This window comes from Bradyrhizobium sp. Pha-3 (assembly GCF_042258325.1).
In the GTDB taxonomy this organism is placed as follows: domain Bacteria; phylum Pseudomonadota; class Alphaproteobacteria; order Rhizobiales; family Xanthobacteraceae; genus Bradyrhizobium; species Bradyrhizobium elkanii.
This window is the reverse complement of sequence record NZ_CP170151.1, coordinates 4,315,031-4,335,952: the sequence shown is the minus strand read 5'-3', so window position 1 is coordinate 4,335,952 and position 20,922 is coordinate 4,315,031. Positions and strand designations below refer to the sequence as shown.

Below are 20,922 nucleotides of genomic sequence, written 5' to 3'. Positions count from 1 at the left end.
TAGTCAGGCGCGGCGCATCAGCCGCAATTCGGCCGACAGGCGAAGGCTGCGCTTGCCGGCCAGCGCGATGCCTTCGAGCTCGGCACCGTCCGCACCGCACGAACCGGCGAAGCCGATGCCAACTTCATAACCGCCGAACACCGGGTACACGCCCTTCGCCGGCGTATGCTCCTGGTTGACGATCTCGCCTCGCCAACGGCCATCCGCGGACGAATACGAACCGAGATAGTAGAAGAACGCATCGCCGCCGAGGATGCGGCCGTCCATCAGCAACATGACCCCGGTGAGCCCGGCGTCGACACCGTCGAGCGCGCGCAGATGGATGGAGTACAGTCCGTTGACGATACCGCCGGGACCGACCGCCCCGCGCGGCGGCAAGGCCTCGTCGTCGAGTGGCGCCAAATTCGCCCAGAACACGCCGTCCGGCATCGCGTCGGCCTTGCCCTCGAGCAGGATGGTGGAACCCTCGCTCCTGCCGCGCACCTTGATGACGGTGACGTCGGCGCCCATCAGCGGCTTGAAGTTCGGATCGTCATTGTGGCGCTCGGTGATCACCTCGGCGGCGATCTCGCCTTCCGTCACCTGATAGGTGCCGAGATGGGCAAAGGCCGAATTACCGCCCAGCATCTTGCCGTCATGCATGCACATGATGCTGCGGCCGAATGCGCCGTTGATGCCGTACTCGACCTTGTAAAGTCCGTTGAGCACGCAAAAATCCAAAACATAAAATTGATTCTGTTCGCCACATAGCACCGGGCCGGACGCCGCACCATTGCGTCTTTTGGCGCAGGCAACCCCCGCAATGTCCGGGTGTGGACAGCAGCCGATTCGTCGCTTAGCTGTAGGCACCGTCCGCGTCGTGCTTCGTCACGCGGGATCTGGTCTGCCTGTTCTCTACTCTCCCTGTTCATTGTGTCCAAGCATTTGCGCATTCCGCCAATGGTCGCGCGGCCGCACCCGGCCTCGACACAGGCGAGGCTTCGAGGAGCATCACATGATCAATCGCTTTGGCCTGGCCGCCGCGCTGGCGCTGCTGCTCGGCAGCGGCGGCGCTGCCTTGGCGCAGTCGCTGCCCGACTATATGGGGCCGATCTCCGGCAAGACCTCGTCAACGCCGGCCGACGTCGCGACCAAGGACGTGCTCGCGCTCAACACCGGCATGTTCGAGCTCTATGGCGATGCGGCGCGGATCTTCCAGAAGAACATCCTCGACAAGCATCCAGTGATCCTCGGCCTGTTCTCCGGCGCCGGCGGCCGTTTGATCCTGTACCGGCCGGGCAAGCCGCCGACCGAAGCGCCGCAGGTGCCGATCGTCTATCAGCTGCTCAAGTCGGTCGGCCACAGCACGATGGCGCTGGCCGAGGTGGTCGGCCCCTATGTCAACAATCCCGACGACAAGGCATGGCGCGGGTCGATGCAGGCCTATCGCAGCCGGATGCAGTCGGCGCTCGACGGGCTCGATGCCACGCCGATGCAGGCAGACTGGCGCGACAACAACCGCGCCATCCTCAAGAACAACATCGCGTTCATGGATGAATGCCTCACCGCCGGCGCCATTCCCTTCGCGACGCTCGAGGCGTTCGGCAAGAAGCAGGCGCCGCTGCTCGCCAGGAACGTCGCCTGGGCCGCGCAGACCCAGGTCGCGCACTGGATGACGGTCATGGCCGACTGGAAGAGCCAGCTCGGCGCCGACTGGGACAAGACCTATGGCGCGAGCAACACGATCTATGTGGCGCGGCAGAACAACGTGATCTTCAGCGTGCTGGCGCAGTTCTTCGGGCCTGACGCCATCAACAGCCGCCTGATGCTGATCGAGACGATCTCCTTCACCACGACGCCGTCGGACATGCTGGAGTCGCTGACCCGGATTATCGCCGATCGCTCGGTCGGCGCGCTGTTCTTCGGCAGCTATCACCTGATGGACTATGAGCTGATGGGGGGCGATGCGCGCGAGGCGATCATCGCCGAGACCAGGAAGCGCGGCATGACCGCCTTCCTGCCGCCGCTGGTGCCGTTCGGTTCCAAGCAGTGGCCGACGCTGATCACGCCGGGTCCGGGACCGGCCACCATCGCCGACCTCAAGTGAGGCCAAAGCTGCAAGTGAGGCAGCTACGACCTATTGCGGCGTTGCGGTTGCGCTCGCTTTGCCGCAATACTTTCGCGTGTATTGCACAAATTATTAAACCCCGGCGCGATATGCCGTCGTCGAGGTGTCGATGAAAGATCAGACCATGCGGCCTTCGCGACGCGAATTCGTGAAGTGGTTGTCGGCAGGCGGCATCTCGGTCAGCCTGTCGCATCTGGCGCTGGCGAAGGAACCGGCTTTCGCGACCCGCGAGACGCTACCCGGGCGCGGCCATTTCAATCCGGCGGAAAAGGGCGCCGGCCGCGTCGACGGCGTGGCCAAGGTCACGGGCGCAAAGCTCTACGCGTCCGACTTTCGCGCCGCCGACATGCCCGGCTGGCCCGCGACCACCGCGCACGCCATCCTGGTCCGCGCCGATGACGCAACGCATGTCTATGCCGGCATGGACCTCGCCCGCCTCGATGGTCCGGCAAAGCCCTCGGTTGTCGTGACCGCTGCCGATCTCGACCGGATCGGCACGCGGGTCCCGGAATTCTACACCGGCGACCTGTTCTGCCCCGTCGGCAAGACGCCGCTCTATCTCGGACAGCCGATCGCGCTGTTGATCTTCGAGCAGTTCGACGCTTTCGACCGCGCGCGCCTCGCGCTGCGCAACGGCGGCTTCGTCAAATTCGGCGACGAGACCGGGCCGGTCGTCCTGCCGAACTACGGCGCGTATCGCTTCACGCGGGTCGCCGGCGCCGCGCCCGAGGCGCCCGACGTCTATTCGCCGATCCAGGCCGGCTGGGTTTCGCCGAGCCGCATCCAGAACGCGGCGCTGCCGGTCTGGCTGCCGCTCGCCAAGGAGACCAAGGCCGACTACGCCAAGGCCGCGACCCATGGCGAAGCGATCCGCGCCCAGCTCGCCAAGGACGATCCGACGCAGCTCGTGCTCGACCGTGAGTTCGAGACCCAGTCGGTCGATCCGATGTTCCTGGAACCGGAGAGCGGGCTCGCCTGGTACAGCGACAACAGCAGCAATCTCGAACTGGTGCTCGGCGTGCAGTCGCCCTATGAGGCGACCGAGTCGATCGCCTTCATGCTCGGCAAGGCCCGTCCGCCGTTCCGGCCCTCGCACATCAACGCGCAGTTCGCCCATGTCGGCGGCGGCTTCGGCGGCCGCGACCATACCCCGTTCGTGCTTTACGTAGCGCTGGCGGCGATGTTCTTCCCGGGCGGGCCGGTGCGGCTGGCGCAGGACCGCTACCAGCAATTCCAGGGCGGCATCAAACGCCACCCGATCAAGATGCGCTCGCGGATCGGCATCGATCGGGCGAGCGGCAAGATCACCGCGTTCGCCGCCGACCATGTGCTCGACGGCGGCGGGCTCGCCAACTTCTCGGCCAATGTCGCGGTCGTCGCCGCAACCGCCGCGATCGGCATCTACGACATCCCCAAGGTCGACGTCACCACCGTGGCGCTGCATTCGCGCGGCGTCACCGCAGGCTCGATGCGCGGCTACGGGACGCTGCAGACCATGACCGCGCTCGAAGTCCTGATCGACGAGGCGGCGAGCGAGCTCAAGGTCGATCCGATCGCGTTCCGTCGCAACAATGCGCTGAAGCAGAACGGCCGGACCATGACCGGCAATCCCTACATCGTGTCGGTGCGCACGCCAGACATCCTCGACAAGCTCGAGACGCATCCGATCTGGCGGCAGCGCGCTGACTTCAAGCAGAAGGCGCCGGAGGGACGCCTGGTCGGCACCGGCGTCGCCTGCGTCACCAAGGATTACGGCTCGGGTGCGGATTGCTCGCTCGGCCGGGTCGAGATCGATCCCGAGGGGCGGATCGCGATCCACTGCGACCACGTCGAAATGGGCAATGGCGTCGGCACCGCGCTCGCCAACCGGGTCGCGAGCCATCTCGGCGCCGTCGCCGACGAGGTCGCCGTCTCCCGGGTCGACAGCTACGAGACGCTCGGGCTGGTCACCTCGGGCGATCCCTACACGATGGATCAGAAGACCCAGGATCTCGCCGAGAAGAACTCGCGCTGGGTGCCCGCGATCAGCTCGGCGACCAGCGCATCGATCGGCGCCCATGTCGGCACCCACTCGTCGGCCGAGGCGGCCCGCGTCATCTTCCGCTTCGGCCTGTGGCCGGCGGCGCTCGAGCTCTGGCACATCACCAAGGCCGATCCCCGCGCCCGGCAATGGGACAGAGCGCGCTGGCAGGACGGGCAGCTCGTGCTCGATGATCTCGCACCGCTGCCGTTGGCAAAGCTTGCCGCGACCGCGCATGCGCGCGGCTTCGTCACTGGCGCCATCGCGCACAGCTTCTCGCGCTGGGCCTGGTCGCGCGCCCGCTTCCCGCTGTTCGGCGAACAGTACCGCGCCGAGATCGACGCGCTCGCTGTTCGTCGCGGCCGGAGCCAGTTCGAGCGGATTGACCGAACAAGCGTGAAATTCCCGCCGACCGACAACAACCGGATCGGCACCGCCTACACCTCGATGTGCGGCACGCTGGTCCGCGTCGAGATCGAGCGCGCGACCGGCAGTTTGCGCATCGCCAAGGCCTACAGCGTGTTCGAATGCGGCCAGGCGCTGGTGCCTGAAGTGGTGCTCGGCCAGTCGCATGGCGGGTTTGCGATGGGCGTCGGCTACGCCCTGCTGGAAACCCTGCCGCCGTTCGAAGGCGGGCCCGGCAACGGTCAGTGGAATCTCGGCCAGTACCTGATCGCGCGCGGCTCCGACCTGCCGCTACACGATCTCGAGATCGAGATGCTGCCGCCACTGACGCCGGACGAGCCGCCGAAGGGCATGGCCGAGGTGGTGATGATCCCGATCGTGCCGGCGTTGCTCAACGCCATCAACGATGCCACCGGTCACCGCTTCCGCTCACTGCCGGTGACAACAAGCCTGCTCAAGGGAGCGCTGGCGTGACGACGCTCAACCTCACCATCAACGGCCAGAAGCACGGTCCGATCGAGGTCCGTGACGACCTCTCGATGAACGATTTCCTTCGGGAAATGCTCGGGATGACCGGTACCAAGTTCGGCTGCGGCGCCGCGCAATGCCTGAGCTGCGCCGTTATCATCGATAATCCCGACGGCACGAGCTACACCACCCCGACCTGCGTGGTGCCGGCCGCGAATTTCGACGGCAAGGCGATCCGCACCGTCGAGGGCCATGCCAGGAACGGCGAACTGTCGGCGTTGCAGCGCGCCTTCATCGACCACTTCGCATTCCAGTGCGGCTATTGCACCGCCGGCTTCCTCAACGAGGGCCAGGTGCTGCTCGAACGGCTGGCGAAGACGCCGGTGGCGCGGGACCAGCTCGAGAGCGTCATTGCGGATGCGCTCGATGGCCATCTGTGCCGCTGCACCGGCTACATCAAGTATCACCAGGCGGTGCGCGACGTGATCCTCGCCGATTCCAAACGCTATCTGACCGCCAACAAGTGAGCGCGCGAGCAATGCCATCGGAAACGCGGTTTCGGATCGTTGCAGTGCTGACGGCACTCGCGACCAGCCTGTGCGCAGGCTACGCGGCGTCGGAGAGCGCGAGCCATGCCCTCGCCTCGCCGGAAAGCTTTGCCGGCATCGAGAATGTCGAGCAGCGCTCGGCGGCGATCTTCACCGAGCTCGGCAAGGTTCTGACGCATCCGCGCTGCACGAACTGCCATCCCGCCGGCGACAGCCCGCGGCAGGGCGATATCAGCCGCATGCATCAGCCACCGGTGACACGGGGTGCCGACGGCCACGGCAAGGACGCCATGCGCTGCTCGATCTGTCACCAGCACGCCAATTTCGATCCCGGTCGGGTGCCGGGCCACCCGGAATGGCACCTCGCGCCGCGCGAGATGGCATGGGCCGGCAAGACCGTCGGCGAGATCTGCGCACAAATCCGCGACCCCGCGCGCAATGGCGGCCGCAAGGTCGAGGAACTGATCGAGCATATCGGCAAGGACACGCTGGTGGGCTGGGCCTGGCATCCCGGCTTCGGCCGCGCACCCGCACCGGGCACGCAAGCGCAGGCCGGCGCACTGGTCGAGGCCTGGGTGAAAACCGGCGCGGCCTGCCCGCCTCCGTAACGGCGCAGCGTCCGAACTAAAGCATGATCCGGAAAAGTGCGAAGCGGTTTCCCGAAAGATCATGCTCAAACAAAGAGCTAAAGCGCGATGACGATTTACCCAAATCTCATCGCGCTTAGTGGCGCTTGAAATACTGCACGTCGCGCTCGTGCTTCTCCGCCGCCGCGCGCGACTTGAAGGTGCCGAGATTGCGGCGCTTGCCGGTTTTCGGATTGACCTTGCGGGAATAGAGCCGGTACTCGCCGGAACGCAGTTTGCGGATCATCGCATCGCCTCGCCAATGCCATTCGCATGTCAACGACATGCCGCGGCGAGCGTTCCAGTTCGGTTAGAAGCAGAGATTGGTCACGGCATTGCCGCGCTTGTCCTTGATGACATAGGGACAGCGGGCCCGCTCCAGCGCCTTCTTGGCATCCTCGTCGCCGAGCGCCGCCGCCCGCTCGTAATAGGCCTTTGCGGCATCGCTATCCTTCGGCCCGCCGCGGCCGGCCTGCGAAAACGCCCCCATCCGCTCCAGCGCGCCGGGATGGTTCTGCGCGGCGGCCTTCTCGAACAGCGCCCGCGCGGCGGCGTCGTCCTGCGCGCCGCCCTTGCCCTCGGCCAGCATCATGCCGAGCTGGTACTGCGCTTCGGCATTGGTCTCGGCGGACTTGGCGAGCAATTCGCGCGCGCGTGCTGGATCAGCCGCCGCGCCGCCGCCGAGCGCGGCGAGATTGCTGACGCCGCGCGCATTGCCGGCCTGCGCCGCGCGCTCGAACAATTTGCGCGCCTGGGCCTCGTCCCTGGCGAGGCCGGTGCCGTTGCCGTAGAGCACGCCGAGCTCGACCATCGCCGATGTCGAGCCCTTGTCGGTCGCCTTGCGCCACGCGCTTGCGGCTTCCGCCGTCTGCCGGTTGGCGGCATAGGCCCGGCCGAGCTGGTACATCGCGCGGCGCGACGATCGTGCGGCCACCGCGCAGTACTTGATCGCGGTCGCGATGTCGGCCGACGCGATGTCGGGCACGCCCTTCACGTCGGCCGGCTTGTCGGGATCGGTGGGATCGGCGGCAAGCCGGTCGCACAGCACGAGGTCGGCCGATTGCGCATGGGCAAGCACGGGCGCGGCCAGCGCCACAGCGAAGACAATCGCGTGAAGTGGTTTGAACATGACCGGCAGGTTGCGTCGCGGTGCGGGCGAATTCAAGGCTCGAGCCCGGTCTCGCGCAGCACCGGCGCGACGTCAGCCGACGACAGATAGCGCAGCAGATGATCGGCGGCCGCCGCGCGCTGCGACGCTGCCATGCGGCCGGCGGAGAACACCGCCGGGGTCTGCAAATCCAGCGGGATCGGCCCGACGACCTCGATGCCCTCGATTTGCTTCAGCTCGCTGATCTGCTGGATTGCGAGATCGGCGTCGCCGCTGACGAGCTTGTCCGCGGTGAAGCCGCTCGGAATGATCACCGCCCGCGCGTTGATCGCCTCCACAATGCCGAGACGCGCGATCAGCTGCGCGAACAGGATGCCGCTGGCACCAAGCCGCGAATAGGCCACCGCCCGCGCTCCGAGCAGCGCCGCACGCAGCGCGGCTTCGGTTGCGATGTCGGGATGCGCGGCCCCCGCCTTTACCGCGACGCCGACATAGGAGCGCGCAAGATCCACGGCGCTCTCCCGCGCAACGCGGCCCTCGCCGATCATCTCGTCGAGGCCCTCGCGGGTCAGGATCACGAGGTCGGCGCCCTCGCCGCCGCGCAGGCGTTCGAGCAGCGCCAGCGTCGGGGCGAAATCGGCGTCGATCGCAACGCCGCTCGCCGCCTGATAGGCGGCGGCAAGCCGCGCGACGGCGCCCTTCAGCGCCAGTGTCGAGAGCACGCGAACCGAATTGCCCATATGTCTATGCCCGGCGCATCAGCTTGAGCGCGGCCGTGAGGCGCAGGCTGCGCTTGCCGGCAAGCGCGGTCGCCTCCAGCACGGCGCCCTCGGCGTCGCAGGTGCCGGCAAAGCCGATGCCGACCTCGTGGCCGCCAAAGATCGGATTCTCACCCATCGCCGAAGTGTGCTCCTGATTGAGGATCTGGCCCTTCCAGCGGCCTTTCTCGGAGGTGTAGGTGCCGAGATAGTAGAAGAAGGCGTCGCCGCCGAGGATGCGACCGTTGTTCAGCAGCATCACGCCGGTGAGGCCGCCGTCGACCCCGTCGAGCACGCGGATGTCGATTGAATAGAGCCCGTTGATAACACCGCCCTCGCCGACCCCGCCGGCGATCGGGATGTCCTCCTCGGTGATCGGCGTCATCACCGACTGGAACGGCACGCCGGGCAACTCCTTCAGCTCGCCCTTGAAGCGATAGAGCTCGCCGTCCGGCCGGCCTTTGGCAATCAGCGTGGCGTCATCGGTACCGGCCATCGCGCGGTAGTTCGGATCGGGGTTGTGGCGGACGGTCTGGATCTCGACTGCGACCTCGTCGCCGGCTTTCTGGTAGGTTCCGATATGGGCGAACGCCGAATTGCCGCCGAGCATCTTGCCGTCGCCGACATACATCACGCTGCGGCCGACGGCGCCGCCGAGTTCGAACCGGACCTTGTAAAACCCCTCAAACAAGCGCCGTGTCCCCGGCAGCCAAGATGCACCCGTTATCTAGCGCGGTTCATAACGCCGCGAAACCGGTTTCGGCGGAACGTCACCTGCAAAGGGTATCGCTAAATAGCGAAGGTCCGCCAAGGCTGTCGCCCTGGCGGACCCGATTTGCGGTACCGGATGGCTCCATCCGGGTCCGATAGCAGCTTAGGCCGCAGCCATTTAAGCCGCAGCCTTGGCGCCGGTCGGAACCTCGGAGATCGTCTTCAGGATCTGCGAAGCGATCTGGTAGGGGTCGCCTTGCGAGTTCGGGCGACGGTCTTCCAGATAGCCCTTGTAGCCGTTGTTGACGAACGAGTGCGGCACGCGGATCGAGGCACCACGGTCAGCCACGCCGTAGCTGAACTTGTTCCAGGGCGCGGTCTCGTGCTTGCCGGTCAGGCGCTTGTCGTTGTCCGGGCCGTAGACGGCGATGTGATCCATCAGGTTCTTGTCGAAGGCCTTCATCAGGCTCTCGAAGTACTCCTTGCCGCCGACTTCGCGCATGTACTTGGTCGAGAAGTTGGCGTGCATGCCCGAGCCGTTCCAGTCGGTGTCGCCGAGCGGCTTGCAATGGAATTCGATGTCGATGCCGTAGCTCTCGGTGAGGCGCAGCATCAGGTAGCGGGCCATCCACATCTGGTCAGCGGCGGTCTTGGAGCCCTTGCCGAAGATCTGGAATTCCCACTGGCCCTTCGCCACTTCGGCGTTGATGCCTTCGTGGTTGATGCCGGCGGCGAGGCAGAGATTGAGATGCTCTTCGACGATCTTGCGGGCGACGCTGCCGACGTTCTTGTAGCCGACGCCGGTGTAGTACGGGCCCTGCGGCGCCGGATAACCCTCTTCCGGGAAGCCGAGCGGACGGCCGTCCTTGTAGAAGAAGTATTCCTGCTCGAAGCCGAACCAGGCGCCTTCGTCATCCAGAACGGTGGCGCGCTTGTTCGAGACATGCGGCGTCTTGCCGTCGGGCATCATGACTTCGCACATCACCAGCACGCCGTTCTCGCGCGCGGCGTCGGGATAGCAGGCGACCGGCTTCAGCACGCAGTCAGAGCTGTGGCCTTCAGCCTGCTGGGTGGACGAACCGTCAAAGCCCCACAGCGGAAGCTGTTCGAGGGTCGGGAACGACGCGAATTCCTTGATCTGCGTCTTACCGCGCAGGCTCGGCGTCGGCGTATATCCGTCGAGCCAGATATACTCGAGCTTGTACTTGGTCATTGAACCTCTCTGTTGATGATGCAAAACCGTGAGGAACCGAAAGCCAGTCGGCCGCCGCACGCGTACCCGGCCACCATCGGCCGGCTCTTACTAAGCAATTAAAATGCCAGTCGCTGCACTGCGGCGCCCGCCCGGTCGCGGATGTCCACAGCGGACATCGCATTTTTTTCTGCGACATAGCAGCGCGGCTGGCATGCGCCGCGGTCAGTCAAAATCTTCTCTCAGCGCCCTCCACCGCCCGTTTCTGCAGCAAATTCGGCTACGGCATCGCCTGCCGCTTAATGCGGCGGCAGCGCGATGTGACAGTTCGTGTCCAACGGTCGGGCGCCCTGCAACCACCGCCACGGCTCAAGCGTTGGTCAGCTGCATCCTGCCTCACAGGAAGCAAACCCGAATCTGCCCACGAATTAGCCAAACAATGACTATTTCTTGGTCACTTGCACCCCACGCAGCCCGGGCCGATATCGAAAACACGGTAACCACACGCGAATGAGTCGGGCGCACCATGGAGGCTCGCTCCGGCCAAAGGAGACTTTGACATGATCACCACGGGCCAAAACCAAGGACCGATCCAGGGATCGGCAACGATCTATCAATTCCCCGCAGGGGGCCGCGCGGCTCTTGGCGGACGCCGCTACGGCGAGACGCGGACCGCGCTCGAACTCGCCGCTGAAGTCGAGACCTCGGCCTGCAGCGAGAGCTGGTACCATCAGGCGGCCATCGATGACGCCAAGCCGGGCCGCGATCACTGATGCCGACGCGACAGAGGGGCGTGACGCAAAGACGTCAGACAGCAGCAGAGCAATAACAAGGGTCGGAACGCGAGCGTTTCGGCCCTTTTTTCATGCCAGCTCGCAGGCCGTCGCCGGCCGCCTCGCATGCCGGAGCCTGGCAAGCCCGGCCCGGTTGATCTCGAGCGTGACCCCGCCACCCCTGTAGCGTGTGCCCGTCAGCGACAGGCGCTTCTTCAGCGTCACCGCCTTGCCGTCGAGTTGAAGATGCGCGCGCGTATCCCCGTTGAAGAACCCGGCAATGAACTGCGTGCCGTCGGCACAGCGATAATTCCGGAAGGCGGACTGCGCCGACACGTTCGCGGAACCGAAGAGTTCGAAAAGAATTGCGCCGATGACAATGGCGCCCCCGCGATAAGTCATATTCTCCCCCTGACGGGCCGGTTATAGACCTGTCTGCGCCGCTATTCCTGCGCCAAGACCTCATCAGCTGCAACAGGCCTGCCCGATGTCCGATGCCCCTGCCCGTCACCTCAATCTCGCCGGCGCCAGCAATTTTCGCGACCTCGGCGGCTACCAGACGCGCGACGGGCGGACGGTGCGCTGGCGCCAGATCTTCCGCTCCAACCATCTTGCGCATCTCACCGAGCACGACGTCGCCGTGGTGCGCTCGCTCGGGGTCAGAAGCGCGTTCGATTTTCGCGGCGTCGCCGAGCGCGCCGAGGCGCTGTGCGGCATGAGCGACGTCACCGTGCATTCACTCCCTGTCGAGCCGACCGTGGTGGCTTCGCTGCGCGAGATCGCCAGCAACCGTCAGCTCTCGGAAGCCGATGCGATCGACGTGATGCGGGATTCCTACCGGGGCTATGTGCAGGACAACACCGCGCGCTATCGCACGCTGTTTGCCCATCTATTGGAAGACCGCGCGCCGCTGGTGATCCACTGCACCGCCGGCAAGGATCGCACCGGCTTCGCCTGCGCGCTGATCCTGCACGCGCTCGGCGTGTCCGATCAGGTGATCGCGGACGACTATCTCCTGACCAACCAGTTCTACAAACGCGACCCGGCCCACAGCACCGAGTTGCCCGATGATGTGAAGCAAGTGCTTGGCACGGTGCGCGCGGCGTTTCTGGAGGCTGCATTCGAGGCGATCGATGCCGACTACGGCGGCCTCGACGGTTATTTCCGCGAAGGCCTCGGGCTCGGCGAGGCCGAGCGCAAGGCGCTTGAAGGCCGCTATCTGCAGGCCTGATCAGTCCGAGCGACAGCGTTTTCGAGCGAAGTGGACACCGGTTCGCGTGAAGAAAACGGCTCCAAGCCGAAAAGCTCAGGCCGCCGCGGCCTCGAGCTCGAGCTCCGCATCGAGGTCGGCAATCACATCCTCGAACGCCGAGATCGCCTGCTGGATCGCCGCGATCTGCATCAATTCCCAGCTGCCCACTGGTCCCTTGCGATTTTGCAGCGCCACCACGAGATCGCGCCGCTGCTCCTTAAGCTGAACGAGCGGTAAACCGTGGTCCGGAAGATTTCCCATTCGCATAACCCCTACCTTGGCTGGAGTTCCGCTTCTAAGGAAAGGGTTCTGCAAACGACTTACGGAACTACTGCAAATTTTATCCAACCGGCCCTACCCCGTAGTCTTACGTAGTCGGGCCGACGTCGTTGGGCTTACGTGATCGCCTCCGGCTTCAATGAGTCGTCGATCGCGCCGAACAGCGACTGGGTCACGCAATTGGTCGCCCACTCGCTGGTGTGAAGCTGTCCGCCATCGTCGAGCTCGCCAAGCGGAATCCCGTCATCGGTCCAGCGCTTCATCAGCGCGAAGCGGCTGAACAGATTCACCTTCCTGCTTGCGGCCACTTCGGCGATCATCGGCATGATCACGTTGGCAAGATTGAGCACAGCTTCCGTCCCGACGATCGCCTGCGTGTACTGGGAATCCATCACGACGACGTCAAGCGGAAGCGCCGCGAGCACGTCGAGCCCGGCCTCCAGCGTCGCGCGCACCTCGGCGGGATTGTAGCTCTTGTAGACGGCGTTGGTGCCGACCTGCCAGATCACCAGCACCGGCGCCTCAACGGTCACGTCGGACTCGATGCGCGAATACTCCTCCGGCGCCTCCTGGCCGCCGATCCCCCGGTTGATCACGTCGATCATCCGGCCAAAGAAGCGTTGCCGCAGCAGCATCTCGAGCCGCGGCGGGAACGGCAGGATGTTGTCGGCGCCCGCGGTCGACGACGATCCGAGCGCCACCAGCTTGATCTTGCGCTGATGCCGGAGCGCATCCGCGAAGTGCGGCAGCTTATGTCCGAACCTGACGAGGTCGAGATGGGTTTCGCACGGTCTGGGTGTCGGCATCGCAAACATCCTTGAGGCGAATGAATTGATGAATGCGCGCAGTAGGAGGCGAAATTGGCGGCATTGCAAATGAATTCCGCCTGATCATAGTGGGCATTCGTTTGCTCGCGAATGCGGAGACCGCCATGCACGGAAGAGCCATCGTCATCACGGGCGCCCTCGGCGCGCTTGGCAAAGTGGTCGCCACAGAGGCGCTGGCGCGCGGCGTGCGCGTCGCCGGCATCGATCATGCCGCGTCAACGCTTGCGGCGACAGCCGACCATATCGAGCTGGGCGGTGTCGACCTCACCGACACCGCGCAGGCGACCGCCGCGATCGACAAAGCGGCTGCGCATTTCGGCCGGCTCGACGGGCTGATCAACATCGCCGGCGGCTTTACCTTCGAGGCGGTCAGCGACGGCGACCCGGCGACCTGGCAGCGCATGTATGCGATGAACGTGATGACGGCGCTCAACACCTCGCGCGCCGCCATCCCGCATCTCACCAAGTCGGGCGCCGGGCGGATCATCAATATCGGCGCACTCGGCGCCTTGCAGGCCGCCTCCGGCATGGGTCCCTACGCCGCCTCGAAGGCCGGCGTGCACCGCCTCACGGAGTCGCTCGCCGCGGAACTCAAGGGCAAGGTTACGGTCAACGCGGTGCTGCCCTCGATCATCGACACCGCAGCCAATCGCGCCGCGATGCCGAAGGCCGATATCTCCAAATGGGTGACGCCGAGGGAGCTCGCCGAGGTGATCCTGTTCCTCGCCAGCGATGCCGCGAGCGCCGTCACCGGCGCGCTGCTGCCGGTCAACGGGCGGGTTTAGACCCGCCCCTCTCCTGGACGCCTTTCGGGTCGATCTGGCCAATGCTATATGTTCGTGATGACTACTGCAGAAGACATCGAAAAGGCCGTCGAACGGCTGCCTCCTCGTGAGCTGGCCCGCTTTCGCGCCTGGTTTGAAACGTTCGATGCCGAACGTTTCGATGCAGCGATCGAACGGGACGCAAAGGCCGGGAAACTCGACGCCTTGGCGGACGAGGCCTTGGCAGCTCATCGCGCCGGACAGTCGCGCGACTTGTGAAGCACTCGGCCTCACCCAAATTTTGGACTGCCTACGAACAACTACCCGTTCCAATGCGTGAGCTCGCCGACGCGAACTTTGCGCTATTGAAACGCAATCCACGTCATCCATCTCTGCAACTCAAGAAGATCGGGCGATTTTGGTCCGTTCGGGTTGGCTTGCGTTATCGCGCACTCGCCGTCGAAACAGACGAGGGATATCTCTGGTTCTGGATCGGCTCTCACGCAGAATATGATCGCCTGATCCGCTGACGCCGCGGGCGCGGCCAGCATCGGCAGGTCAGTCCGCAACCAGCAGCCGCAGTTTCGACCTGAAGCGGATGCTCTGCTTGCCGGCGAGCGCCATGCCGTCGCCTTCGGCGGTCTGATCGGTATAGGTGCCGGTAAATCCGATCGTGACCACCTTGCGTTCCCACACCGGGCGCTCGCCATAGGTCGGCGAATGCTCCTCGTTGGTGACCTCGCCCTTCCACTTGCCGTCGGCTGCGGTGTAGCTGCCATAGGCAAAGAAAAACGAGTCGCCGCCGCGCATCTGTCCGTCGCGCAGCACCATGACGCCCTGGTTGCCGCCAGAGACGCCGTCGAGAAATTCGACGGTGATGTGATAGAGCCCGTTCCGGATCATGAGCTGCCCTGGTCCCGGTTCCGACAATAGCCGCTCGGCCGTGCCTTGAGCAAATTCCATCCGCCTCGGCGGGCGCAATTCCGCGCTATGCTGGCGCACCGAGTCGCGGCCGATGCTGCCGCAGGAGCCTGCCTGTTGGAAACCGCGCTTTATCTTCCCGTCAAACGCTTCCTGGAGAAGCTCGGCTTCACGGTGAAGGGCGAGATTGGCGGCTGCGATCTCGTGGCGCTGAGCGGCGACGATCCACCGGTCGTCGTGATCGGAGAGCTCAAGCTCGCCTTCAATCTCGAACTGATCCTGCAGGCGGTCGATCGCGCCGGCGCCGCCGACGAGGTGTGGATCGCGGCCAAGGTGTCAGCCCGAGGCAAGGGCCGCGAGAGCGACGCGCGCTATCGCAATCTGTGCCGGCGGCTCGGCTTCGGCATGCTCGGCGTGACCGATCGCGGCGACGTCGAGGTGCTGGTACCGCCGCCGACCGCGGCGCCCCGCCGCAATCCGAAGAAACGTTCACGGCTGATCACCGAGCACCGGAAGCGCAAGGGCGATCCCGCGATGGGCGGATCGACGCGGGCGCCGATCATGACCGCCTACCGGCAGCAGGCGCTGGCCTGCGCCTCGGCGCTTTCGGATGGGCCGCGGCGGGTGCGCGACCTGCGGGCCGACATTCCCGACGCCGGCAAGATCCTGCTGCATAATGTCTATGGCTGGTTCGATCGGGCCGAGCGCGGCATCTATGAGCTGACCGATGCCGGCCGCGCCGCGCTGAAGCGCTGGCCGCAGCAACAGATGGGTGCATCCGGGGCAGAAGCCACCCCGTAGAGCATGATCCGGAAAAGTGCGAAGCGGTTTTCCGAAAAGATCATGCTCAAACAAGAACCTAAAGCGCGATGATGACCTGGCTTCATCGCGCATTGGAGGGGGATATCATGATCGTCGTCACCGGCAGCGTCACCGCCCGCCCCGACTCGTTCGACGAGGTGCGGCGCTTGAGCCTCGAGCATGTCCATCGCTCGCGCACCGAGCCCGGCTGCATCTCGCATGCGGTCCATGTCGACTGCGAGAATCCGCTCAGGCTGGTGTTCTTCGAGCAATGGGCCGACCGCGCCGCGCTGGCTGCGCATTTCGCGGTCCCTGCGTCACGCGATTTCGTCCGCTCGCTGCAATCTCTCGCGGCCGCGGCGACCACCATCGAACTTTATGACGCTCACAAGATTGAGAGACTCTAGCTGCATGGCTGGATTGCCATCTCACATTCATATTGCAATGCAACATTGGGGACCTTACGTATCTCCCGCGATTCAAAGATGAGGCGGCGATGAGCGGAGACTGGAATACCAAGTATGGCACCCGGCGCGTGCGGCATGATCCCCCGACGCTGGAAGAAGCAATCTTCGCTGCCATCGGCATCACCGATGACGTGGAGGCCCAGGCCGAGATCGCGTCGGCCCTGATGGGGCTGCCCTATGACGATGTGCTCGCCGAGGTGAAGAAGACTGCGCGCGTCAGTGCCCGGACCGGCACGGCAACCCGCGTCATCGCCGGCGAACAGGGCGCGCAGCGCTCCGTTGTGGTCGAGCGCCGCGTGGTCCGCCGCTTTGCGACCGACAAGCGCACCGGCACCTGAGAAGCACCATCCAATTGCTGAAAGAAAAAGGGCAATCCATTGAATTGATTGCCCTTTTTCGTCTGATTTGAGATTCTTGTTGGACGCGTTTCCTTCACGCGAACCGGTATCCACTTCGCTTGGAACGCTACCGGCTCAGGCCGCCCGGCCCCAGCCGGAGATCTGCATCACCATGCGCCAATAGGCGCGGTTCATGTCGACGATCGCGCGCGCGGCCTCGACCGGCGTCACCGCGGCGACAGCCGGCGCCGTTTCGGGCTGCTGCTGCTCGCTCAGGTCGATGCTGCCGGTCGACTCCCCATGACGGAAGGTCAATTGGGCACCGAACTTGGTGGCCAGCGCCCGCATCGCATCGTTCTGGGCGCCGGTGGTGATGCGCAGGCTGCCGTAGCCCTTGGCATGCGCCTCGGCGATCAGCTTGCGGAACAAGGTGCTGCCGACGCCCTTCCGCCGCGCCGACCGCTCGACGCTGAAGGCGATCTCGGGCTGTGCATCCGGAGACTGTTCCGGGGGATGCAATTCGGCCGCGCCGCGGACCACGCCGTCCTCGAAATAGGCGATGATGACGGTGCCGTCATTGGCGCAGCGCTCTGCGTAGCGGCGGATGAAGCTGTCGTCGATGAAGCCATGAAAACGATCATGGCGGCTGGTGCGATCCAGCCGCAGCAGGTGATCGCGCAGCAGCGGAAGCTCTTCCTGCTGGCTCAACGTCCGCACGGTGCCCTTGGCGGGCGTCGCGCGAATGGAATCATAGTTCATTTCATAACTCCTCTTGGTAGCCCTCGAGGAGGCGTCGAGTCCCTAGCAGCTCCTATATTGTGCGTCGCACCATAAAATTCAAGCACTCAGATTCATTTAAGTAAACAATGCTGTGATTGCAAAATCACATCATCGCCTCATTATAATACCAGTTGTGTCTGGGTGACGACGGCGACCAGCTTGCCGTCTTCGGTCTCCAGCCTGGTTTGCCACACTTGGGTCCGCCGACCCCGGTGTACCGGCGTCGCGGTCGCAATCACGGTCGTCCCTTCCTTGGCGCCGCCGATGAAGTTGGTCTTGCTCTCCAGCGTCGTGGTGCCCTTGGCGTCCTCCGGCAGGTTGATCACGGTCGCGGCGGCGCCGACCGAATCCGCAAAGGCCATCACCGCGCCGCCATGGATCGTGTTGCGGAGGGTGCAGAGGTCCGGCCGCACCACCATTTTCGCGACCACCCGGTCCTGGTCGGCCTCGGTGAAGGTGACGCCCTTCAGTTCCGCAAACGGCATCTTCATCGATTGGATCTTTTCGAGCGGCGTCATGGGCACTCCCGGCTTCGTGGCCTTCTTCGAGGTTGATATTGGCATGATGGATTGCCCGAGCGGGCCCGGCAATGACGTCTGAGGTAATGGCGCGAATGACGTCATGACATCCGTGACAATGTGCCGTCGAGCCTGCATACCGTCATCGATGCGCGACTTCCCTCCCCGTCGGATCGTCTGCCTGACCGAAGAGACGGTCGAGACGCTCTATCTGCTCGGCGAGCAGGACCGCATCGTCGGCGTCTCCGGCTATGCCGTGCGGCCGCCGCAGGTCCGCCGCGAGAAGCCGCGCGTTTCGGCGTTCATCTCCGCCGACAAGCCAAAAATCCTGGCGCTGGACCCCGATCTGGTGCTCGCCTTCTCGGATCTGCAGGCCGACATCGTCGCCGATCTCGTGCGCGCCGGCGTCGCCGTCCACGTCTTCAACCAGCGCGACGTCGCCGGCATCCTCGCGATGATCCGCAGCCTCGGCGCGATGGTCGGTGCCGCCGACCGCGCCGAACGGCTTGCGCAAAACCTCGCACAACGGCTGGCCACGATCGCGGCAACGCCGCGTCCGGCACCGCGGCCAAAAGTCTATTTCGAGGAATGGGACGATCCGCTGATCAGCGGGATCGGCTGGGTGTCCGAACTGATCGGGATCGCCGGCGGCACCGATGCGCTGCCGCATCTGCGCGCGCACAAGGCGGCCAAGGATCGCATCGTCACGCCTGACGCCGTGCGTGCGGCGATGCCCGACGTGATCCTGGCGTCCTGGTGCGGCAAGAAGGTCGTGCCCGACCGCATCCGCAAGCGTGAGGGCTGGAGCGACATCCCGGCGGTACGCAACGACCGCATCGTCGAGATCAAGTCGCCGATCATCCTGCAGCCCGGCCCCGCCGCGCTGACCGATGGGCTCGATGCGATCGTGAAGGCGTTGTGGGAGGAGTGGTGACCCCTCCAGCGTCGTCCCGGCCGAGTGCGCGATTGCGCACGGAGCCGGGACCCATAACCACAGATCTTGCTTGTTGTGCGGCTCTGCAAGGACGAGTCCAATCACAACATCCGCCGCGGAGTATGGGTCCCGGCTTTCGCCGGGACGACAGCGAATTTGTTGCTGCGCTATCGCGCGCAAGACTGTCATTGCAATGACGTGAGCGAGAGGCTGCCTACGCCTTCTCCACGCCGCACCATTCCGCGATGAACAGCGCCATCGCCTTGGTCGCTTTCCGCAGCGACTCCAGCTCGACATATTCGTTGAAGCCGTGCATCGCCGCGCCGGTGGCGCCGAAGCAGAGGCTCGGGATGTTGTGGTTCAGGCCGTAGAAGCGCGTGTCGGTCAACGCGGTGAAGGCGCGGTCTTCCACCACGCCGCCATAGACGACCTGATGCGCCTTGGCAAAGGCAGCTTCCGGTGCCTCGGAGTTGACCAGCTCGTAGCCTTCCGACAGGAAGCCCGACCATTCGACCTGCGGCGGATTGTTGGAGAGGAAGCGATGATCGCGCGCCGCCGCCGACACGCACGCCAGAATCTCCTTCTGGCACTCGGCGATCGACCAACCCGGCAAGACCGCGATGCGGCAGTCGACGTCGCACCAGGCCGGCACGCTGGAGGCCCAGTCGCCGCCCTTGATGATGCCCGGATTGAAATTGATCGGGTGATTGACGTCCTTGAAATGGCGGTCGGCTTTGGCGCGCTCGTTCCAGGCGATCTCGAGCTTCTCCAGCGCATGCATCAGATGATACGCCGCCATGATCGCGTTCGAGCCCGCACCGGCCTCGAACACATGCACCGGGAAGCCGCGCACCTTCAGGCGGAACCAGATCACGCCGACCTGCGAGCGGATCATCTTGCCGTTGGTCGGCTCCGGGATGAAGCAGGCATCGGCGCGATAGCCGCGCTGCAGGGTCGAGAGCGCGCCGACACCGGTGCTCTCCTCCTCGATGACAGACTGGAAGTGAATCCGCGCCGTCGGCTTCAACCCGGCCTTCTTGATCGCATCCAGCGCATAAAGCGCGGCGATGGTACCGGACTTCATGTCGCAGGCGCCGCGGCCATACATCCTGCCGTCCTTGATGACGGGCGAGAACGGCGGCGTCTCCCACATCTCGAGCGGACCGGTCGGCACCACGTCGCAGTGGCCCTGCAGGATCAGTGATTTGCCGGCATTGGTGGCCGGGCGGTAGGTGCCGACCACGGTGCGGGCCTTCGAGAAATCATGCTCGATCGGGCCGAAGCCGCGCAAATCCTTGAGCTCGTCGGGATCGATGTGCCAGTCGTCGACCTCGTAGCCGCGCTCGCGCAGCAGATCGCCGATCATGTCCTGGCACGGCCCCTCGGCGCCGCGGGTCGAGGGGATCGCGACAAAGGCCTGCGTCGTCGCAAGCTGCGCATCGAATCCCTCGTCAACGGCGCTAAGGATTCGTTGTTGCGTCTCGGCAGTCATGCTTTGGCTCCATCGGGAAAACAGATCAGGGGGGAGCCGCAACGTAGCCCGATTTCAGTCCGCCTTGTATTGCGCAAAATAGGCATCCCGCAATGCATCTTCGAGCAGCCGGCCCTCCGAATAGCCATCGAGCGTCGTCGGTCGCGTCACGCCGTCGAGCAGCCGCGGACACGGCTCGGGCGCGCCGAGCACGGTGCGCACCGGAATGCGCTCGGCATAGATCGGCAACTCATAATCCTCGTCATCGTCGGCGACGCCCTTGGCGCGAATTTTTGCCGAAGCCTCCTCGATCTCCATCGCGATGAACGAGGTCGCCTTGATCTCCTGCTTGTTGCTGGCACGCAGGCTCGCGGTGCGCTCGGGAAAGAAGCGGTCGACCATCGCGACGATCGCGCGTTCCTTCTCTGCGGGGTCGGTGACGAGATAGGCTGGCCCGAACGCCATCACCGCGCGATAGTCGGCCGAGTGGTTGAAGCCGCAGCGCGCCAGCACCAGGCTGTCGAGATGGGCGACCGTCAGGCACACGCGTTGCCCTTCGGACTGGTTCTCCAGCATCCGGCTCGCGCTCGAGCCGTGCCAGTAGAGCCTGGTGCCCTCGCGCCAGAAGAAGGTCGGCGTGCAATAGGGCTGGCCGTCGATCACGTAGGAGACGTGGCACAGCATCGAGGCGTCGAGGATCCTGTGCACGGTGGCGTGGTCGTAGAAGCCGCGGTCGTGGCGGCGCTTCACCCGGTTGCGGGAGGACATGGGGTAGGACGGAGCGGATGCGCCTTCGGTCACGGTGGTGCCTTTCGAAATCTGGAATCTGTCCAGAGTTGTAGCGGCCCATTTGG

Annotated in this window: 26 protein-coding genes; 12 read left to right on the top strand and 14 right to left on the bottom strand. The window is 64.9% G+C overall.

Going from position 1 to position 20,922, the window contains the following annotated elements; genetic code table 11:
- Positions 1–3: 3 nt before the first annotated feature.
- Positions 4–708, bottom strand: a complete 705-nt coding sequence (locus ACE10X_RS20105; protein ID WP_375764481.1) for a GrlR family regulatory protein — start codon at positions 706–708, stop codon at positions 4–6.
- A gap of 286 nt (positions 709–994) precedes the next feature.
- Here ACE10X_RS20105 and ACE10X_RS20100 point away from each other — a divergent pair, with 286 nt between their 5' ends.
- From ACE10X_RS20100 to ACE10X_RS20085, 4 genes are all read left to right on the top strand, one after another.
- Positions 995–2,086, top strand: a complete 1,092-nt coding sequence (locus ACE10X_RS20100) for a hypothetical protein (protein WP_038383761.1) — start codon at positions 995–997, stop codon at positions 2,084–2,086.
- Positions 2,087–2,231: 145 nt separating this feature from the next.
- Positions 2,232–5,006 carry a xanthine dehydrogenase family protein molybdopterin-binding subunit gene (locus tag ACE10X_RS20095; protein ID WP_038383765.1) on the top strand — a complete coding sequence of 925 codons (2,775 nt, stop codon included), beginning with the start codon at positions 2,232–2,234 and terminating at the stop codon, positions 5,004–5,006.
- Positions 5,003–5,527 (top strand): (2Fe-2S)-binding protein, encoded by a 525-nt coding sequence (locus tag ACE10X_RS20090; protein WP_038383760.1) that lies wholly within the window; start codon positions 5,003–5,005, stop codon positions 5,525–5,527. Before ACE10X_RS20095 ends, ACE10X_RS20090 begins: the two co-directional genes overlap by 4 nt.
- 11 nt (positions 5,528–5,538) lie before the next feature.
- Complete coding sequence (locus ACE10X_RS20085; protein WP_038383759.1) at positions 5,539–6,156, top strand: hypothetical protein; 618 nt, start codon at positions 5,539–5,541, stop codon at positions 6,154–6,156.
- A 115-nt stretch (positions 6,157–6,271) separates the two neighbouring features.
- Here ACE10X_RS20085 and ACE10X_RS20080 read toward each other — a convergent pair whose 3' ends face one another.
- The 5 genes from ACE10X_RS20080 to ACE10X_RS20060 all read right to left on the bottom strand — a co-directional run bounded on the left by ACE10X_RS20080 (position 6,272) and on the right by ACE10X_RS20060 (position 9,964).
- Entirely contained in the window at positions 6,272–6,421 is a 150-nt protein-coding gene (locus tag ACE10X_RS20080) for a hypothetical protein (RefSeq protein WP_016843021.1), read from the bottom strand.
- Positions 6,422–6,484: 63 nt separating this feature from the next.
- Positions 6,485–7,303, bottom strand: coding sequence for a tetratricopeptide repeat protein (locus ACE10X_RS20075; RefSeq protein WP_304555580.1), 819 nt, complete (start codon positions 7,301–7,303; stop codon positions 6,485–6,487).
- Between the two features lie 32 nt (positions 7,304–7,335).
- On the bottom strand, positions 7,336–8,022 hold the full coding sequence (locus tag ACE10X_RS20070) for a substrate-binding domain-containing protein (RefSeq protein ID WP_375764480.1): 687 nt from the start codon (positions 8,020–8,022) through the stop codon (positions 7,336–7,338).
- Between the two features lie 4 nt (positions 8,023–8,026).
- Positions 8,027–8,731, bottom strand: coding sequence for a hypothetical protein (locus ACE10X_RS20065; RefSeq protein ID WP_038383752.1), 705 nt, complete (start codon positions 8,729–8,731; stop codon positions 8,027–8,029).
- A 198-nt stretch (positions 8,732–8,929) separates the two neighbouring features.
- Complete coding sequence (locus ACE10X_RS20060; RefSeq protein ID WP_024581543.1) at positions 8,930–9,964, bottom strand: glutamine synthetase beta-grasp domain-containing protein; 1,035 nt, start codon at positions 9,962–9,964, stop codon at positions 8,930–8,932.
- 539 nt (positions 9,965–10,503) lie between these two features.
- On the opposite strand from ACE10X_RS20060, the gene ACE10X_RS20055 reads away from it, so the two are divergent.
- Complete coding sequence (locus ACE10X_RS20055; protein ID WP_051002896.1) at positions 10,504–10,716, top strand: DUF2735 domain-containing protein; 213 nt, start codon at positions 10,504–10,506, stop codon at positions 10,714–10,716.
- A 90-nt stretch (positions 10,717–10,806) separates the two neighbouring features.
- Here ACE10X_RS20055 and ACE10X_RS20050 read toward each other — a convergent pair whose 3' ends face one another.
- A complete protein-coding gene (locus ACE10X_RS20050) occupies positions 10,807–11,118 on the bottom strand; it encodes an MliC family protein (RefSeq protein WP_038383751.1) in 312 nt (103 codons plus the stop codon).
- 85 nt (positions 11,119–11,203) lie between these two features.
- Between ACE10X_RS20050 and ACE10X_RS20045 the strand changes: the two genes are divergently transcribed.
- The gene (locus ACE10X_RS20045; RefSeq protein ID WP_038383750.1) at positions 11,204–11,947 is read left to right on the top strand and encodes a tyrosine-protein phosphatase; all 744 of its coding nucleotides are present in this window, start codon (positions 11,204–11,206) and stop codon (positions 11,945–11,947) included.
- Between the two features lie 75 nt (positions 11,948–12,022).
- Here the strand turns inward: ACE10X_RS20045 and ACE10X_RS20040 are convergent, their stop codons facing one another.
- A complete protein-coding gene (locus tag ACE10X_RS20040) occupies positions 12,023–12,229 on the bottom strand; it encodes a hypothetical protein (protein ID WP_035634033.1) in 207 nt (68 codons plus the stop codon).
- 134 nt (positions 12,230–12,363) lie between these two features.
- Positions 12,364–13,053: an SGNH/GDSL hydrolase family protein gene (locus ACE10X_RS20035; protein ID WP_051002897.1), complete on the bottom strand. Its 690-nt coding sequence runs from the start codon at positions 13,051–13,053 to the stop codon at positions 12,364–12,366.
- Between the two features lie 125 nt (positions 13,054–13,178).
- On the opposite strand from ACE10X_RS20035, the gene fabG reads away from it, so the two are divergent.
- Entirely contained in the window at positions 13,179–13,859 is a 681-nt protein-coding gene (gene fabG, locus ACE10X_RS20030; protein ID WP_038383755.1) for a 3-oxoacyl-ACP reductase FabG, read from the top strand.
- A gap of 48 nt (positions 13,860–13,907) precedes the next feature.
- The gene (locus tag ACE10X_RS20025; RefSeq protein WP_375764479.1) at positions 13,908–14,117 is read left to right on the top strand and encodes a hypothetical protein; all 210 of its coding nucleotides are present in this window, start codon (positions 13,908–13,910) and stop codon (positions 14,115–14,117) included.
- A gap of 279 nt (positions 14,118–14,396) precedes the next feature.
- Here ACE10X_RS20025 and ACE10X_RS20020 read toward each other — a convergent pair whose 3' ends face one another.
- Positions 14,397–14,741, bottom strand: a complete 345-nt coding sequence (locus ACE10X_RS20020) for a GrlR family regulatory protein (RefSeq protein WP_035634127.1) — start codon at positions 14,739–14,741, stop codon at positions 14,397–14,399.
- 135 nt (positions 14,742–14,876) lie between these two features.
- On the opposite strand from ACE10X_RS20020, the gene ACE10X_RS20015 reads away from it, so the two are divergent.
- From ACE10X_RS20015 to ACE10X_RS20005, 3 genes are all read left to right on the top strand, one after another.
- On the top strand, positions 14,877–15,560 hold the full coding sequence (locus tag ACE10X_RS20015) for a DUF2161 domain-containing phosphodiesterase (RefSeq protein ID WP_038383753.1): 684 nt from the start codon (positions 14,877–14,879) through the stop codon (positions 15,558–15,560).
- A gap of 107 nt (positions 15,561–15,667) precedes the next feature.
- Positions 15,668–15,967 (top strand): putative quinol monooxygenase, encoded by a 300-nt coding sequence (locus tag ACE10X_RS20010; protein ID WP_024581535.1) that lies wholly within the window; start codon positions 15,668–15,670, stop codon positions 15,965–15,967.
- Positions 15,968–16,056: 89 nt separating this feature from the next.
- Entirely contained in the window at positions 16,057–16,365 is a 309-nt protein-coding gene (locus ACE10X_RS20005; RefSeq protein WP_016843036.1) for a hypothetical protein, read from the top strand.
- A 135-nt stretch (positions 16,366–16,500) separates the two neighbouring features.
- Here the strand turns inward: ACE10X_RS20005 and ACE10X_RS20000 are convergent, their stop codons facing one another.
- Positions 16,501–17,124 carry a GNAT family N-acetyltransferase gene (locus tag ACE10X_RS20000; protein ID WP_038383748.1) on the bottom strand — a complete coding sequence of 208 codons (624 nt, stop codon included), beginning with the start codon at positions 17,122–17,124 and terminating at the stop codon, positions 16,501–16,503.
- Between the two features lie 140 nt (positions 17,125–17,264).
- Positions 17,265–17,663 (bottom strand): PaaI family thioesterase, encoded by a 399-nt coding sequence (locus ACE10X_RS19995; RefSeq protein WP_038383747.1) that lies wholly within the window; start codon positions 17,661–17,663, stop codon positions 17,265–17,267.
- Between the two features lie 148 nt (positions 17,664–17,811).
- Here ACE10X_RS19995 and ACE10X_RS19990 point away from each other — a divergent pair, with 148 nt between their 5' ends.
- Entirely contained in the window at positions 17,812–18,597 is a 786-nt protein-coding gene (locus ACE10X_RS19990; RefSeq protein WP_375764592.1) for a cobalamin-binding protein, read from the top strand.
- Between the two features lie 214 nt (positions 18,598–18,811).
- Here ACE10X_RS19990 and ACE10X_RS19985 read toward each other — a convergent pair whose 3' ends face one another.
- On the bottom strand, positions 18,812–20,089 hold the full coding sequence (locus tag ACE10X_RS19985; RefSeq protein WP_375764478.1) for an ArgE/DapE family deacylase: 1,278 nt from the start codon (positions 20,087–20,089) through the stop codon (positions 18,812–18,814).
- 54 nt (positions 20,090–20,143) lie between these two features.
- The gene (locus ACE10X_RS19980; protein WP_375764477.1) at positions 20,144–20,836 is read right to left on the bottom strand and encodes a pyridoxamine 5'-phosphate oxidase family protein; all 693 of its coding nucleotides are present in this window, start codon (positions 20,834–20,836) and stop codon (positions 20,144–20,146) included.
- Between the last annotated feature and the right edge of the window lie 86 nt (positions 20,837–20,922).